The organism is Duganella sp., assembly GCF_039595735.1.
Taxonomy (GTDB): Bacteria; Pseudomonadota; Gammaproteobacteria; order Burkholderiales; family Burkholderiaceae_D; genus Rugamonas.
The window spans coordinates 135,736-151,090 of record NZ_JBCNLB010000004.1; the positions used below are offsets into that span (position 1 = coordinate 135,736).

General features: G+C 63.0%; 13 protein-coding genes. 10 read left to right on the forward strand and 3 right to left on the reverse strand.

Going from position 1 to position 15,355, the window contains the following annotated elements:
- The first annotated feature begins 14 nt into the window (after positions 1–14).
- From ftsA to ABDW57_RS10430, 6 genes are all read left to right on the forward strand, one after another.
- On the forward strand, positions 15–1,247 hold the full coding sequence (gene ftsA, locus ABDW57_RS10405; protein ID WP_155462700.1) for a cell division protein FtsA: 1,233 nt from the start codon (positions 15–17) through the stop codon (positions 1,245–1,247).
- A gap of 125 nt (positions 1,248–1,372) precedes the next feature.
- Positions 1,373–2,599: a cell division protein FtsZ gene (gene ftsZ, locus ABDW57_RS10410; protein WP_343730132.1), complete on the forward strand. Its 1,227-nt coding sequence runs from the start codon at positions 1,373–1,375 to the stop codon at positions 2,597–2,599.
- A gap of 77 nt (positions 2,600–2,676) precedes the next feature.
- A complete protein-coding gene (locus ABDW57_RS10415) occupies positions 2,677–3,180 on the forward strand; it encodes a peroxiredoxin (protein WP_176646224.1) in 504 nt (167 codons plus the stop codon).
- 41 nt (positions 3,181–3,221) lie between these two features.
- Complete coding sequence (locus tag ABDW57_RS10420; RefSeq protein ID WP_343730133.1) at positions 3,222–3,911, forward strand: response regulator transcription factor; 690 nt, start codon at positions 3,222–3,224, stop codon at positions 3,909–3,911.
- Positions 3,904–5,124 carry a HAMP domain-containing sensor histidine kinase gene (locus ABDW57_RS10425; protein WP_343730134.1) on the forward strand — a complete coding sequence of 407 codons (1,221 nt, stop codon included), beginning with the start codon at positions 3,904–3,906 and terminating at the stop codon, positions 5,122–5,124. Before ABDW57_RS10420 ends, ABDW57_RS10425 begins: the two co-directional genes overlap by 8 nt.
- A 67-nt stretch (positions 5,125–5,191) precedes the next feature.
- Complete coding sequence (locus ABDW57_RS10430; RefSeq protein WP_343730135.1) at positions 5,192–6,094, forward strand: PHB depolymerase family esterase; 903 nt, start codon at positions 5,192–5,194, stop codon at positions 6,092–6,094.
- On the opposite strand, the gene ABDW57_RS10435 is transcribed toward ABDW57_RS10430, so the two are convergent.
- Positions 6,088–6,864 (reverse strand): methyltransferase domain-containing protein, encoded by a 777-nt coding sequence (locus ABDW57_RS10435; RefSeq protein WP_343730136.1) that lies wholly within the window; start codon positions 6,862–6,864, stop codon positions 6,088–6,090. The two genes, ABDW57_RS10430 and ABDW57_RS10435, sit on opposite strands and share 7 nt — an antisense overlap.
- 92 nt (positions 6,865–6,956) lie before the next feature.
- On the opposite strand from ABDW57_RS10435, the gene ABDW57_RS10440 reads away from it, so the two are divergent.
- Positions 6,957–7,733 carry a helix-turn-helix transcriptional regulator gene (locus ABDW57_RS10440; RefSeq protein WP_343730137.1) on the forward strand — a complete coding sequence of 259 codons (777 nt, stop codon included), beginning with the start codon at positions 6,957–6,959 and terminating at the stop codon, positions 7,731–7,733.
- Here the strand turns inward: ABDW57_RS10440 and ABDW57_RS10445 are convergent, their stop codons facing one another.
- Entirely contained in the window at positions 7,734–9,740 is a 2,007-nt protein-coding gene (locus ABDW57_RS10445; protein ID WP_343730331.1) for a LamG-like jellyroll fold domain-containing protein, read from the reverse strand.
- Between the two features lie 315 nt (positions 9,741–10,055).
- Here ABDW57_RS10445 and ABDW57_RS10450 point away from each other — a divergent pair, with 315 nt between their 5' ends.
- Both ABDW57_RS10450 and lpxC read left to right on the forward strand, forming a co-directional pair.
- Complete coding sequence (locus tag ABDW57_RS10450; RefSeq protein ID WP_343730138.1) at positions 10,056–10,898, forward strand: DMT family transporter; 843 nt, start codon at positions 10,056–10,058, stop codon at positions 10,896–10,898.
- Positions 10,899–10,916: 18 nt separating this feature from the next.
- Positions 10,917–11,852 carry a UDP-3-O-acyl-N-acetylglucosamine deacetylase gene (gene lpxC, locus ABDW57_RS10455; protein WP_343730139.1) on the forward strand — a complete coding sequence of 312 codons (936 nt, stop codon included), beginning with the start codon at positions 10,917–10,919 and terminating at the stop codon, positions 11,850–11,852.
- Between the two features lie 11 nt (positions 11,853–11,863).
- Here the strand turns inward: lpxC and ABDW57_RS10460 are convergent, their stop codons facing one another.
- Positions 11,864–12,349, reverse strand: coding sequence for a DciA family protein (locus ABDW57_RS10460; protein ID WP_343730140.1), 486 nt, complete (start codon positions 12,347–12,349; stop codon positions 11,864–11,866).
- Between the two features lie 178 nt (positions 12,350–12,527).
- On the opposite strand from ABDW57_RS10460, the gene secA reads away from it, so the two are divergent.
- A complete protein-coding gene (secA, locus tag ABDW57_RS10465; RefSeq protein WP_343730141.1) occupies positions 12,528–15,311 on the forward strand; it encodes a preprotein translocase subunit SecA in 2,784 nt (927 codons plus the stop codon).
- Positions 15,312–15,355 lie beyond the last annotated feature (44 nt).

Below are 15,355 nucleotides of genomic sequence, written 5' to 3' on the forward strand. Positions count from 1 at the left end.
CAGGCAGAAAAGAAATGACTAAAGACGCGAAAAACCTGATCGTCGGCCTCGATATCGGCACCTCCAAGGTGGTGGCCGTGGTGGCCGAAGTGATGGGCGATGGACGCCACGAAGTGATCGGCCTGGGCCAGCACGAATCGCGAGGCCTGAAGAAGGGCGTAGTGGTCAACATCGAAGCGACCGTGGAATCGATCCAGCGCGCGCTGGAGGAAGCGGAGCTGATGGCCGACTGCAAGATCCGCAATGTGTATGCGGGCATCGCCGGCAGCCATATCCGCAGCTTCAATTCGAGCGGCATGGTGGCGATCAAGGACAAGGAAGTGACGGCGACCGACGTAGCGCGCGTCATTGAAACGGCAAAGGCGGTTAACATTCCGACCGATCAGCAGCTGCTGCATACGGTGCCGCAAGAGTTCATCGTCGACAGCCAGGAAGATGTGCGCGAGCCGATCGGCATGAGCGGCATCCGCCTGGAAGTGAAAGTGCACATCGTGACCGGCGCGGTGTCGGCGGTGCAGAACATCGTCAAGTGCGTGCGCCGCTGCGGCCTGGAAGTGTCGGACCTGATCCTGCAGCCGATGGCATCGGCCGATGCGGTGCTGACCGGCGACGAGAAGGAACTGGGTGTGGTGCTGATCGATATCGGCGGCGGCACGACCGACGTTGCGGTGTTCTCGGACGGCGCGATCCGCCACACGGCCGTGATCCCGATCGCCGGCGACCAGATCACCAACGACATCGCCATGGCGCTGCGCACCCCGACCACGGAAGCGGAAGAGATCAAGATCCGCTATGGCGTGGCCAAGCAGGTGCTGGCCGATCCGGGCGAATCGCTGGAAGTGCCGGGCCTGGGCGACCGCGGTCCGCGCAACCTGTCGCGCCAGGCGCTGGCGGCGGTGATCGAGCCGCGCGTGGAAGAGCTGTTCGCGATGGTGCACCAGGTGGTGCGCGAGTCCGGCTACGAAGGCGTGCTGTCCTCGGGCATCGTGCTGACCGGCGGCACCGCGATCATGCCGGGCATGGTCGAAATGGCGGAAGACATATTCCTCAAGCCGGCGCGCCTCGGCACGCCGGATTACCGTGGCCAGCTGGCCGACGTGGTGCGCAGCCCGCGCTACGCGACCGTGCTTGGCCTGCTGTTGGAAGCGAAAAAGCAGTATCTGCGTGGCCACATCGTCACGCGCCAGGATGGATCGGTGAAGGCAGTTTGGCAGCGCATGAAGGAATGGTTCCTCGGGAATTTCTGAGGTCGAAACGAAGCTAGTACGAAACAACTAAATTTTTTATATTAAACCGCAGTTTTCAATCCCCAGTTCTCCTACAATTATGAGGACTGGCGCTTGAAAACCGCATTCTGATAGGGAGTTACATCATGGAGTTCGATATGGTCGATAACGCAGCTTTGGGTACTGTCATCAAGGTCGTCGGCGTCGGCGGTGCGGGTGGCAATGCGGTGCAGCACATGATCAACAAGGGCATGTCGGGCGTGGAGTTCATCGCCGCGAACACCGACGCGCAGGCACTGGCCACGTCCAAGGCCGACAACATCATCCAGATCGGCGATACCGGCCTGGGCGCCGGCATGAAGCCGGACGTCGGCCGCAAGCTGGCCGAAGAATCGCGTCAGCGCATTGAAGACGCGCTGCGCGGCGCGCACATGGTCTTCATCGCTGCCGGCATGGGCGGCGGCACCGGCACCGGCGCCGCACCGATCGTGGCGGAAGTGGCCAAGGCGCAGGGCGCGCTGACCGTGGCGGTGGTATCGAAGCCGTTCTCGCACGAAGGCCAGAAGTGCATGGACATCGCGGACGAGGGCCTGGAGCAGCTGTCGGCCAACGTCGACTCGCTGATCGTGATCCTGAACGAGAAGCTGGAAGAGATCTACGAAGACGAGTCGCTGATCGAATGGCTGCAACACGCTGACGATGTGCTGAACAACGCCGTTGCCGGTATCGCGGAGATCATCAACGTGCCAGGCCACATCAACGTCGACTTCAACGACGTCAAGACCATCATGGGCGAGCAGGGCAAGGCCATGATGGGCACCGCCACCGCTTCCGGCGTGGACCGCGCACGCATCGCCGCTGAACAAGCGGTGGCGTCGCCGCTGCTGGACGGCGTTGACCTGTCGGGTGCGCGCGGCGTGCTGGTGAACGTCACCGCATCGCGCGGCCTGAAAGGTAAGGAAATCAAGGAAGTCATGGCCGCTGTGCGCGCGTTTGCCGCACCGGATGCCTCGATCGCGCAAGGTATCGCTTACGACGACGACATGGGCGACAACATCCGCGTGACCGTGGTGGCCACCGGCCTGGGCAAAGCCAAGAAGCATGTGCAACTGGTTCCTCAGCAGATGCTGCGCACCGGCACCCACAACAGCCCGATGATGCCATCGGCTGCCATGGGCGGCGCAGCGGCGGCGCAAGGCCTGTCGATGGGCGCGGCCGGCGGCATGGGCGGCGGCGCATCGCCAGCCTTCGACGGCATGAAGGCACCGGCTGTATGGCGTCGCGAGTCGGCCTCGGAACAGGTGCGCGCGATGGAGAAAAACGGCATGGAAACCTACGACATTCCAGCTTTCCTGCGCAAACAGGCCGATTAAGGCATACTTCGGGTTCTATCCGAGGGAAGAGCCGCACCTTGGTGCGGCTTTTTTATTTTTATAAAAGGAGTTTATCCATGACCATCAAGATTGGTGACAAGCTGCCGGAAGGCACCCTGTCCGAATTCATCGAAACCGAAACCGAAGGCTGCTCGCTGGGCCCGAACACCTTCAACGTGCAGGATCTGGTCAAGGGCAAGAAGATCGCCATCTTCGGCCTGCCAGGCGCTTACACCCCGACCTGCTCGGCGCAGCACGTGCCGGGTTACGTCAAGCACGCCGCCGAGCTGAAAGCCAAGGGCGTGGATGAGATCTGGTGCATCTCGGTCAACGACGCCTTCGTCATGGGCGCGTGGGGCCGCGACCAGAAAGCCACCGGCATCGTGCGCATGATGGCCGACGGTAACGCCGCTTACTCCAAAGCACTGGGCCTGGACGCCGACTTCAGCAAGTTTGGCATGGGCACCCGCTCGCAGCGCTACTCGCTGCTGGCGGTGGACGGCGTGGTCACCCAGCTGAACATCGAACAAGGCGGCAAGTTCGAAGTCTCCAACGCTGAAACCCTGCTGGGTCAGCTGTAATCAACAGGACGGCGCTGCGGCGCCGTTTTTTCTGACGCACGATGAACCGCAGCCCGCTGACCATCCTCGTGGTGGAAGATCACCCCACCATCGCCCGCCAGGTCGTGGATTTCCTGGACGGCATGCAGTGGCAGACCGACCATGCGGCCAGCGGTGCGCTGGCCATTGAACTGGCCACGCGCGAAACCTATGACGTGGTGCTGCTCGACCTGAATCTTCCCGATATCGATGGGCTGGAGGTGTGCCGCGCCATCAAGACGCGCGCAGCGCGCAATGTGCCGGTGCTGATGCTGACCGCGCGCGACGCCTTCGAGGACAAGGCGAGCGGCTTCAGCGAAGGCGCCGACGACTATCTCACCAAACCATTCGACCTGCGCGAACTGGCGCTGCGCTGCGAAGCACTGGCGCGGCGCGGACAGCTGCATCTCGACCAGGAGATGCGCGTCGGCGCGCTGACGCTGCTGCTGCGCGAAAGGCGCGCGCTGTACCAGGGCGTGCCGCTGACGCTGACACACGCCGGTTTCAAGCTTTTGCAGGCAATCTGCAGCGGCTATCCGCATGCGGTGCCGCGCTCCACGCTGATGCATGCGCTGTGGGGTGCCGATCCGCCGGACAGCGACGCGCTCAAGTCGCATATCTACGCGCTGCGCAAACAACTGGAGTCGGCCGGTGCGCCGAAGGCGATTGTGACGATACCGCAGCTGGGCTACCGGCTTACGCTCGATGTTTAGCTCGATCCGGCAAGGCTTGTTTGCCGCGCTGGCCGGATTCACAGTGCTGATTTGCCTGTGCTACACCGGCCTGGCGCTGGTGATCTCGTATGTGACGGAAGACATGCTGGTGGATCGTTTGCTGGAGCGCGAAGCGGCCGCGATGACGACGCACTTCCGCCAGCATGGCGAACTGGCCGCACCGCGTGATGAACTGATTCGCGTCTACCGCGACGCCGCATCGCTGCCGCCGGAAGTGCGCGCACGGGTTGCCGATGGCCGCGAACGGGCCGAGATCTCTACCGGCAGCGGCCCGCATTACCACCTGCGCGCGCTCGACCTGCCCGGTGTGCAGCGGGTCTATCTGCTGGCCGATGCACGTCCGCTGCTGGTAGTGTCCAGATTGTTCCAGGAGGTTGGCGGTTTTCTGACGGCGGTTGCGCTGGGCCTGATCGCGCTGGCGCTGCTGCTGGCGTACTGGCTGTCACGACGGCTGGTCGCGCCGCTGCAGGTGCTGGCGCATGAGGTACGCAATCTGGCGCCGCGCAGTGCCGGCGCGTTCAGCGCGGCGCAGCGGCGCGACGAAATCGGCTACCTGGCGCAGAAGCTGGGCGCCACCATCGCCGATTTGCAGGCCGCATTGGATCGCGAACACGCGTTCACGCGCGACGTCAGCCACGAATTGCGTACGCCGCTGACGGTGATGAGCAACACGCTGTCGCAGGCGGCATCGCGTCCGCTGTCGGCGCAGGAAGTACAGCAGCTGCAGGCCGGCGCGGTGGAGCTGGGCAATACGATCAACCTGCTGTTTGCGCTGGCGCGCGCCGGACATATCGACAGCGAGGCCTTCGATCTGCGCGGCTGTATCGAGGAGAGCTTGTTGCGTCTGCTGGACGGCGACTCCGACGAGGACCGGTTGGCATTGCACTTGCCGGACCGGCTGCAGGTGGTGGGTAATCGGCACCTGTCCATGCTGCTGGTGAATAACTGCGTCAGCAATGCATTGTTTCATGGCGCTCCGGGCTCGCGTTTGTCGCTGTCGTTTGCGGACGGCGTGCTGGCAATGGAGAACACGTTCGATCCGTCACGGCCTGCGGCGACGCAGGGCTTCCAGCATGGTCAGCAGCTTCTGCGGCGTATCGCGGAAGCCATGCACTGGCAGATCAGCTTCCATGCAGCCGGGGCCACGTACCGCGTCGAAATAGCGCCAATCCGCGCGCCGATTTCACCTTAGTTTCACCTGCGTTTTTCTATGCTGTGTGCTCCGTTACTATTTATGGGGACACATCATGAGAGCATTTTTGACGTTGATTTTTCTGGCCTGCACAGTGCTGCCGGCGTACGCGCAGGTCAAATCGCTGGTGCACAAGGATGAAAAGCGGCGCTATCTGGTCTACACGCCGGCATCGTATGAAAGCCAGCCTCACAAGGCTTTTCCGCTGGTCTTCAATTTTCATGGCAGCGGCATGACCATGGCCGAGCAAATGCTGTACACACAGATGAACCGCGCGGCGGATCGTCACCAGTTCATCGTGGTCTACCCCCTGGGCGTCAAGCAGGATTGGAACGTCGGCTTTGGCATGTCCTACCTTGAAGGGACCGACGATATCGGCTTTGTCGAAGCGCTGCTGGCAAAACTCAGGCAGGATTACCGGGTGGATGGCCAGCGGGTATATGCCACCGGATTGTCGCGCGGTGGTTTCTTCACATTGCGCATCGCCGCCGAGTTGCCGCAGCTGTTCGCGGCGGTGGCATCGGTGGGGGGGCCGATGCCGGAGCCGGTAGTGCAGCACCACACCAGGCCGGGCAGGGTCGGCGTACTGCTGATTCACGGCACGGCCGACCAGGTGGTGGCCTACGGCGGAAAGCCGGGCGGCTACCTGTCAGCACCGGACAGCTACCGCTATTGGGTAAAGCGCAACGAGCTTGCCGCAACCGCCGTCAGCCAGCGCACCGTCGGCAGCGCGGATGTCACCCTGCAGGAGCAGGGCAACGGCAGGCAGCGCGTGGCGTTACTGACCGTCAAAGATGGCGGCCACACATGGCCTGGCGCCGATCCATTCAACGTTGGCCTCCCCATCGGCAAAACCACCCGTGACATTGACGCCAACGAAATCATCTGGCAGTTTTTCGCCCAGCACAGCCGCCGGGCGCCGGCCGGTAAACCGGATGACGCCGGGGATAATCAAGACCAGCCTCAGTAGATATCGCCAAACCCGTGCCGGGCCTTGAACAGTGTCGAATCGATGGTGAAGGAGTCGTCGGCCTGCACGGCGAAGTAGTCGCGCGTTTCCTGCGGTGCGCTGCGGAACAGGCTGCGGATGGCGGTCACGCGCTCGGCCGGCGTGCGCATGCGCGCGGTCCACTCGTCGAATTTCATGTGCAGTTTCCAGTCTTTAATGCGCTCGCTTTCAAAACCGGCCTCGCGCAGCATGTGCTGCCACTCCGAGGGACGGTAGTCGCGCACGTGCGAGCCATCACGCAGCAATTCCACCGCTTGCAAGGTGGTGTCGTGCAGCGGCGATTCCGGCGCGGTGATGTCGATGATGACCAGCACGCCCTTGGGTTTCAGCACGCGCTTCACCTCGCGCAACGCGGCCGGCACGTCGAGCCAGTGATGGGCCGAGAAGCGCGTCACCACCATGCAGAACGATGCATCGGCAAACGGCAGGCTGGCGACATTGCCCTGTTGCGTACTGATGTTCTGCAAGCCGCGCTCCTGTGCCGCGTCCGCCACCACCGCCAGCATCTCCGGCGAGAGGTCAAACGACGTCACCGATTGCGCCACCGGCGCCACCGCAAAGCTGGCGTGGCCGGCGCCGCAGCCCAGATCCAGCACCACCGGCCGCTTGCCCAGCCCGGCCGCGATTGCGCGCAGCATGGCCAGGTCCGCGCCTTGCGCATGGACGGTGCTGGTCAGATAGGCGCTGGCGGTATTGCCGAACTGTTGGGCGACAACGGCTTGCTGTTGCATGATGTTCTCCTCAAGATGGGTAAGTCAGTGCAGAATAGAAGCGTTTTTATCCTGTAACAAGACAAGGATTTATCCTGGTATAAGGAACTACCATGCAAACCAAGCTCGGTGAATTTATCCGCGCCCATCGTGAACGCACCACACCGCAGAGCGTCGGCATGCCGGCTGGCGGCCGCCGCCGCACGCCCGGCCTGCGCCGCGAAGAACTGGCGCAGCTGTGCGATGTCAGCCCGACCTGGCTGACGTGGCTGGAGCAGGGCCGGGGTGTCGCCGCCTCCGGCAAGCTGCTGGCGCGCATGGCCGAGGTGCTGCATCTCACGGCTGCCGAGCGCAGCTACCTGTTCAGCCTGGCTGAGCGGCTGGACCCGCAGCACGACGACGGCGCGGCTGATGCGGAAGATTCGCTGCAAGCCATGGTTGACGCCATCGACGGCCCGGCCTACATGCTGGACCGGCAATGGGATGCGGTGGCATGGAACGACCACGCATTGGCCCTGTTCGGCGGCTGGCTGGACGTGGAAGAGGCGGCGCCGGCGCGCCCCAATCTGCTGCGCTTCATGTTCCGCAGCGCCGCGGCGCGCGGCCTCATTGTGGATTGGGAAGACCGCGCGCGCCGGCTGGTGGCGGAATTCCGCGCTGACATCGGCAAGCACGCCAGCGATGCGGCGCTGGCCGCGCTGATCGCGGAATTAGCAACAGACAGCGCCGAATTCCGCGCCCTGTGGCAATCGCAGGACGTGGTCAGCCGGGAGGGCGGCCTGCGCCGCTTTCACCATCCGCGCGCCGGGGAACTGGGTTTCAACCAGGTCACCCTGCATCTGTCCCAGCGGCATGACCTGAAGCTGGTCATGCTGCTGCCGGAACGCTAATCAGCTGCGGCGCGCGGTCAGCCACTGGCTGGCCGGCAGCGCGCCGCTGGCGATGCGCACTTCGCCGATATTGCCGAAGAAACCGTCGGCGCGCTGGCCATCCCACGAGCCGCCGCCCACCACCCATGGCGACGCCGGCGACAAGGTCGCGATCCCCGCCACGTTGCTGCTGTTGCGCAGCACCGGTGCTCCTTCCACATACATGACGGTGTCATGCGTGGCGGGATCGTTGACGATGGCGATGTGTACCCAGTTGCCGGCGATGATCTCGCCGGACCAGCTGGCCATCGCATCGCGCTGGCCGCTGACGTCCGGCACCACTTCCCATTGCACTTCGCGCAGGCTGGAAATGGCGAACAGCAACGGCGGCGATTCCGGGTCGCCGCCGATGAAGCCGGCCAGGTCGCCGCGCTTGCCGTCGCGCGTCATGATGTTCATCCACGCATGCCTGGCCTTGTCCCACGCCGGGTTGATCTTGATGAAGGCTTCGATCGTGTAGCCGGTGCTGGCGAAGGTTTGCGCGTTGATGGCGGCCGTGGCGTCGGTCACGAAGTAGCTCAGGCGCGGGGCGTTCTTGTCCGTGTTCAGGAAGCTGACCGAGCCGGGCGCCGACGACAGGCGGTGATGGTCGCTGCTCCAGACAATGTCGCCGGCGGCGGCGCCGACGATGCCGCCCTGGTTGAGCTGGTCGCGCGTCAGCGGATTGGCGCCGGTGACGTCGGCAATCCGCGTGCCCGGCGCGACCGGCGCGCCGTCCGTGCCGCCGTAGAAGCGCCAGTGGGCCACCGTCGAGGCGACTTTCGGGTAGTCGTCGCTATCCTTGGGCAGGACCGGCGCCACCACGGTCGGCTCGGTGTAGCCCTTCAGCACCAGCGCCTTGGCCTGCTCGATCAGCGAAGCGGCGACGGTGGCCTTGCCGGCGCTGAACGTCGGATTGAAACGGGCGAAGCGCTTGGCGAAATTCATGTCGATGGTGAAGCTGTGGTTAGGCTCGGTCAGCACGGCGCGGTCAAAGGCGTTCAGCGTTTCGGCCGGCTTCATCGGCACCCACGGCGAGAACGACAGGACCTTGATCTGGTTGTTGGTCAGGTCGAACTCGTACAGGCGCATCAGGCCGTTGCCGCCCTGGTAGGCCATCTGGTAGTCGACCACCATTTCCTCGACCGCGTTGCCGAAGTCATTGGTCTTGGTCAGGCGCGCGCCGCCGTGGTGGTGGCCGTTGAGCGTCATGAAAATCTGATCGTTATCGCGGATCAGCTTGTCCCACAACATCTTGCCGTAGCCGGTTTCCAGCGGGCTGACCGCGTCCGGCGCAATATTCAGCAACTGGTGGTTGACCAGGATGGCCGGCAGCGTCGGATGATCGGCCAGCACCTTGCGTGCCCAGGCGATGCCGGCGTCGGAGATGCGCCATGACAGCGACAGCACCAGGAATTGCTGATCCTGCGCCTTGAAGATATGGTACTCATGGAAACCGGTGCTGTCGCGCGCGCCAAAGGTGGCCTGGCGTTGCGCGCGCCGGGTGCCGAACCATTGCAGATACGGTTCGTTGGCCAGCACGCGCTGGGTGTCGGTGCCCTTGGTGGGATCGCTGTCGTAATCGATGTCGTTCAGCACGTCGTGGTTGCCGGCCAGGATGGAGTAGGGAAGCTTGGCCGCCTCCAGCACCTGCATGGCGCTGTCGGCCACCTTCCATTGCTCCGGCTTGCCGACCTGATCGACCACGTCGCCGAGGTGGATCAGGAACGGGATATTCAGCGCCTGCGCATTGCGCGCCACCCAGTTGGTCTGGGCCGCGTACGGTTCGTTGCCATAGTGCCGTTGGTATTGATTGCTTTCGGACGAGGTCGCGTAGCGGGAATAAAACTGAGTGTCCGGCAATACCGCCAGCGCAAAACTGGAAATTTGCGTGCTGGGCGGGGTGGTTGCGCTGCTGCTGGGGGCATCGCCGCCGCAGCCGGCCAGCAGGCCGCCGACCGACAAGCCGGAAGCCGAGGCCAGCCCCATCTTCAGCAGCGCGCGGCGTTGCGGCAATGGCGCTTCAGCAGGCGAAAGTGTAGGCGGCGTGTGGTCGGCGCGGGCGCCGTGGTTGACTGGTTTTTTCATTTGACGCTCACCGAAATGGAAAAGCGTACAAATTACCGTTTGATGGTGACATGCATATGACAAGTTTCTACGGTCGGCAGGGCTGGGGCGCGCTTGCTATAATCACCACGACCGGACACAACCCGGTCCTGGCTCCCGACGTCGCCATGATGACGTTTTCCGCATCAGGAGCATCCCCTGTCCAGCCGTCACGAAAACCTGCGCAGCATCTACGCGATGCTGATTGCCGTCGCCATGTTCTCCTTCATGGATACCACCATGAAGCTGCTCTCCGCCCACTATCCCGCCACGCAGGTCACCGCCATGCGCGCGCTCAGCTCGCTTCCGCTGCTGTGCTGCTACATGCTGTATCGCGGCGCTTTCCAGGGCATCTTCCGCGTGCGCTGGCCGATGCACCTGTTCCGCAGCGCGCTGGGTATCGGCATGCTGACCATGTTCGCCTTCGGCCTGAGCATGCTGTCGCTGGCCGAGGCGTATTCGATCTTCTTCATCGCACCGGCGCTGATCACTGCGCTGTCGGTCTTCGTGTTGAAGGAAAAGGTGGGCGTAGGGCAGTGGGTGGCCATCGTGGTCGGCCTGATAGGCGTGCTGGTCGTGCTGCGGCCCGAAGGGACCGGTTTCCTGTCGATCGGCGGCCTGGCGATCCTGGGCGCGGCGGCCTGCTATGCCATCGCCGCTGTCGCCAGCCGCGTGCTGGCGCGCAGCGATTCCAACGAATCGATGATGTTCTGGTATCTGATCCTGATGTCGGCCGGCGGCCTGGCCATGTCGCTGCAAAAATGGGTGCCGGTGCGCGCCGAGGATGGCTGGGTGCTGCTGGCGCTGGCCATCAGCGGTTTCCTCGGCCAGCTGGCCATCACCCGCGCGTTCAGCTCCGGCAAGGCTTCGGTGGTGGCGCCGTTCGAGTACACGGCGCTGGCCTGGGGCGTGGCGATCGACTGGCTGCTATGGCAGGTGCTGCCGGATGGCTACACCCTGCTGGGCGCCGGCATCATCATCGCCAGCGGCATTTACCTGGTGCGGCGCGAAGCAGTGCATGTTGAAGCCGAGCATCCCTAATCACGCTATAATCGTCCGATGCTAAAACAACGCACTATCAAAGAATTGGTCCGCACCACCGGTGTCGGCCTGCACTCCGGCACCAAGGTCGAGCTGACCTTGCGTCCGGCCGCGCCGGATACCGGCATTGTGTTTCGCCGGGTGGACCTTGATCCCATGGTGGAGTTCCCCTCCAGCGCCATGGCGGTGGGCGATACCCGCATGGCTTCGGTGCTGGTCAAGGATGGCGCGCGCGTGTCGACCGTCGAGCACCTGATGTCGGCCTGCGCCGGCCTCGGGATTGACAATCTGTACATTGAAGTCAGCGCCGAAGAAATTCCTATCATGGATGGCTCGGCATCGTCCTTCGTCTTCCTGTTGCAGCAAGCCGGCGTGCTGGAGCAGCCGGCCGCCAAGAAGTTCATCCGCGTGCTGAAGCCGGTCGAAATCCGCGAAGGCACCGGCGACAAGGAAAAATGGGCGCGCCTGCTGCCGCACGACGGCTTCAAGCTGGACTTCTTCATCGAATTCAACCACCCGGCGGTGGATGGCACGCAGCAGCGCGCCCATGTGGATTTCGGCGACGTCTCCTACGTGCACGACGTGGCGCGCGCACGCACCTTCGGCTTCATGCAGGACGTCGAAATGTTGCGCGGCATCGGCCTGGCACGCGGCGGTTCGCTGGAAAACGCCATCGTGATGGACGAGTACCGCATCCTCAATTCGGACGGGTTGCGCTATGAAGATGAATTCGTGCGCCACAAGATCCTGGACGCGATTGGCGACCTGTACCTGGTCGGCCACCCGCTGCTGGCCAGCTACGAGGCCCACAAGTCCGGCCACGCGCTGAACAACCAGCTGCTGCTGGAACTGCTCAAGCATCCGGATGCTTACGAAATCGTCACGTTCGAGAGCAACGACGTGGCGCCGCAATCCTATGTGCGCCAGATGGCGCGTGAGTGGGCGCTAACTTAATCTCACCTGGCTTAGCCGCCGCCGGCGCGGCGCCGGGCCACCATGGCCTTGACCGCCTCGATCAGCGCGCTGTTCTGCGCGCTGGCTTCCAGTTTCTCGCTGAGCTCGTCAAACGCCTCGACTGCGGCTGGCGGCAATTCCAGCGAGCGCATCTTTTCCTTGATCTGGGACGGCTTGGTCATTTGCACCTTCAGCTTCACGCCCCGCACCTGCCAGCCGCGCTGCGCCAGCGTTTCTTGTAACTTTGGCAATTGTTGCTTCAGCTTGGCCGCCAGCGCGGTGGTCGGCAGCGACAGCACCAGCTGGCCGTCCTCAAAGGCCAGGATCTCGCAGTGCTTGAACATGGCCGGCAGGCAGTGGGCGCAGTCTTTTTGCAGGCGCGCCATGCGCTCGACCGCCGGCAGCAGGGCGGCCATGCGGTCGTTGCGGCGCAGGAAATCGGTGGCTTCCACTGCCGTGCGGCGCTTGAGCGAAAGATTGGAGGAGTTGAAACGCATGCGGCGAAACATATCACAGCGCCCCAAAATCGTCACCACCGGTTAAAATCGATTGATTTTGTGACATTGTGTACGGTTGGGCTATTGTTATATCGGCCAATAACCCAATGTAGCTCCGGACGCGTGATAAAATCACCGTCTTTTGTCGTAGTCGAACCCTTTAACGGCCATATTAAGCATGTCTTTTCTGACCAAGATTTTCGGCAGCCGCAACCAGCGCCTGCTCAAGCAATACCAAAAAACGGTACGCGAGATCAATGCGCTCGAACCGGCCATGGAAAAACTGTCGGATGCCGAGCTGCAAGCCAAGACGCCGGCGTTCAAGGAACGCATCGCCAATGGCGAAACGCTGGATCAGCTCCTGCCGGAAGCGTTCGCAGTCTGCCGTGAGGCCTCGAAGCGCGTCATGAAGATGCGCCACTTCGACGTGCAGATGATCGGCGGTATGGTTCTGCACTACGGCAAAATCGCTGAAATGGGCACCGGCGAGGGTAAAACCCTGACCGCGACCCTGCCAGCCTACCTGAACGCGCTGTCCGGCAAGGGCGTGCACATCGTCACCGTCAATGACTACCTGGCCCAGCGCGACGCCGAGACCATGTCCAAGCTGTACGGCTGGCTGGGCCTGAGCACCGGCATCAACCTGTCGCAGATGGCGCACGCCGACAAGCAGCAGGCCTACGCCTCGGATATCACCTACGGCACCAACAACGAATTCGGCTTCGACTACCTGCGCGACAACATGGTGTTCGACGCCAAGGACCGCGTGCAGCGCGTGCTGAACTTCGGCATCGTCGATGAAGTGGACTCGATCCTGATCGACGAAGCGCGTACCCCGCTGATTATCTCCGGCCAGGCCGAGAACCATACCGATCTGTACTACAAGATCAATGAAGTGCCGCGCCTGCTGACGCTGCAGATCGGCGAAGAAACCCCGGACGGCAAAGGCAAGATCGAAGTGCCGGGCGACTACACCAAGGACGAGAAATCGCACCAGGTGCTGCTGACCGAAGCCGGCCACGAAAAAGCCGAAGCCATCCTGACCAAGATGGGCCTGCTGCCGGAAGGCGCCTCGCTGTACGACTCCGCCAACATCACGCTGGTGCACCACCTGTACGCGGCGCTGCGCGCGCACGCGCTGTACTTCAAGGATCAGCACTACGTGGTGCAGAACAATGAAGTGGTGATCGTGGACGAATTCACCGGCCGTCTGATGACCGGCCGCCGCTGGTCCGACGGCCTGCACCAGGCAGTCGAGGCGAAAGAGGGGGTGAAGATCCAGAACGAGAACCAGACCCTGGCCTCGATCACCTTCCAGAACTACTTCCGCATGTATGCCAAGCTGGCCGGCATGACCGGGACCGCCGATACCGAAGCCTACGAATTCCAGGAAATCTACGGTCTGGAAACCGTGGTGATTCCGCCCAACCGTCCGTCGCAGCGTAAAGACCGCCAGGACCAGGTGTACAAATCGGCGCAGGAAAAATACAACGCCATGATGCTGGAAATCCGCGAGTGCTACGAGCGCGGCCAGCCGGTGCTGGTGGGCACCACCTCGATTGAAAACTCCGAGCTGCTGTCCGGCATCCTGACCAAGGCCGGCCTGCCGCACAACGTGCTGAACGCGAAACAGCACGCCCGCGAAGCGGAGATCATCGCCCAGGCCGGTTCGCCCAAAGCCATCACCATTGCCACCAACATGGCCGGCCGCGGTACCGACATCGTGTTGGGCGGTAACGTGGAAAAACAAATCCAGTTCATCGAAGCCAACCCGGACCTGAGCGACGCCCAGAAAGCCGAGCAGGCGCAAAAACTGCGCGACGGCTGGAAAGCGCTGCACGAACAAGTGGTGGCCGCGGGCGGCCTGCACATCGTCGGCACCGAACGCCACGAATCGCGCCGCGTCGACAACCAGCTGCGTGGCCGCGCCGCCCGTCAGGGCGACCCGGGCATGTCGCGCTTCTTCCTGTCGCTGGACGATCCGCTGCTGCGCATCTTCGCCGGCGACCGCGTGCGCGCCGTGATGGACCGCCTGAAAATGCCGGAAGGCGAACCGATCGAAGCGGGCATTGTTTCGCGCTCGATCGAATCGGCGCAGCGCAAGGTGGAGGCCCGTAACTTCGACATCCGCAAACAGCTGCTGGAATACGACGACGTCGCCAACGACCAGCGTAAAGTGATCTACCAGCAGCGTAACGAGCTGCTGGAAGCAACCGACATTTCGGAACTGATCCAGTCGCTGCGCCACGGCGCCTTCACCGACCTGGTGCGTGAATACGTGCCGGCGGAATCGGTGGAAGAGCAGTGGAACATCAAGGGCCTGGAAGCCGCGCTGGCCGCCGAATGGCAGCTGGACTTGCCGCTCAGCGCCATGCTGGAAAAAGAGCCGGACCTAAACGACGAAGAAATCCTGGAGCGCGTGCTGGCCGCGGCCGATGCGCTGTACCAGTCGAAAGTGGACATCGTCGGCAAGGAAGCATTTGGCGGCTTTGAGCGCAACGTCATGCTGCAATCGGTGGACTCGCACTGGCGCGAACACCTGGCGGCGCTGGACCACCTGCGTCAGGGCATCCACCTGCGCGGTTATGCGCAGAAGAATCCGAAGCAGGAATACAAGCGCGAAGCGTTTGAACTGTTCGGCCAGATGCTGGACATGATCAAGAATGAAGTCGTCAAACTGATCATGACCGTGCGCATCCAGTCGCGCGAAGAGATCGATGCGGCGGAAGCGGCGATGCAGCAATCGCACGTGGAAAACGTCAGCTACCAGCACGCCGACTTCAACCCGAACGCGGCCCCGGAAGAACTGCTGGCGCCGCCGCAATTCACCGGCCTGCCGAAAGAGCTGCAGGGCCTGAGCGGCGAGCAGCTGATGGAACTGGGCCTGAAAGTCGGCCGCAACGATCCCTGCCCGTGCGGCAGCGGCAAGAAGTACAAAGCCTGCCACGGCAAGCTGGCCTGAAACAAAAACGGAGCTTCGGCTCCGTTTTTTACATTGGATGCGAC

Bases quoted from the DNA above. Each gene is read 5' to 3' on its own strand.
- ftsA (WP_155462700.1), top strand. From the start codon at position 15: ATGACTAAAGACGCGAAAAACCTGATCGTCGGCCTCGATATCGGCACC.
- ftsZ (WP_343730132.1), top strand. From the start codon at position 1,373: ATGGAGTTCGATATGGTCGATAACGCAGCTTTGGGTACTGTCATCAAG.
- ABDW57_RS10415 (WP_176646224.1), top strand. From the start codon at position 2,677: ATGACCATCAAGATTGGTGACAAGCTGCCGGAAGGCACCCTGTCCGAA.
- ABDW57_RS10420 (WP_343730133.1), top strand. From the start codon at position 3,222: ATGAACCGCAGCCCGCTGACCATCCTCGTGGTGGAAGATCACCCCACC.
- ABDW57_RS10425 (WP_343730134.1), top strand. From the start codon at position 3,904: ATGTTTAGCTCGATCCGGCAAGGCTTGTTTGCCGCGCTGGCCGGATTC.
- ABDW57_RS10435 (WP_343730136.1), bottom strand. From the start codon at position 6,864: ATGCAACAGCAAGCCGTTGTCGCCCAACAGTTCGGCAATACCGCCAGC.
- ABDW57_RS10440 (WP_343730137.1), top strand. From the start codon at position 6,957: ATGCAAACCAAGCTCGGTGAATTTATCCGCGCCCATCGTGAACGCACC.
- ABDW57_RS10445 (WP_343730331.1), bottom strand. From the start codon at position 9,740: ATGGGGCTGGCCTCGGCTTCCGGCTTGTCGGTCGGCGGCCTGCTGGCC.
- ABDW57_RS10450 (WP_343730138.1), top strand. From the start codon at position 10,056: ATGCTGATTGCCGTCGCCATGTTCTCCTTCATGGATACCACCATGAAG.
- lpxC (WP_343730139.1), top strand. From the start codon at position 10,917: ATGCTAAAACAACGCACTATCAAAGAATTGGTCCGCACCACCGGTGTC.
- ABDW57_RS10460 (WP_343730140.1), bottom strand. From the start codon at position 12,349: ATGCGTTTCAACTCCTCCAATCTTTCGCTCAAGCGCCGCACGGCAGTG.
- secA (WP_343730141.1), top strand. From the start codon at position 12,528: ATGTCTTTTCTGACCAAGATTTTCGGCAGCCGCAACCAGCGCCTGCTC.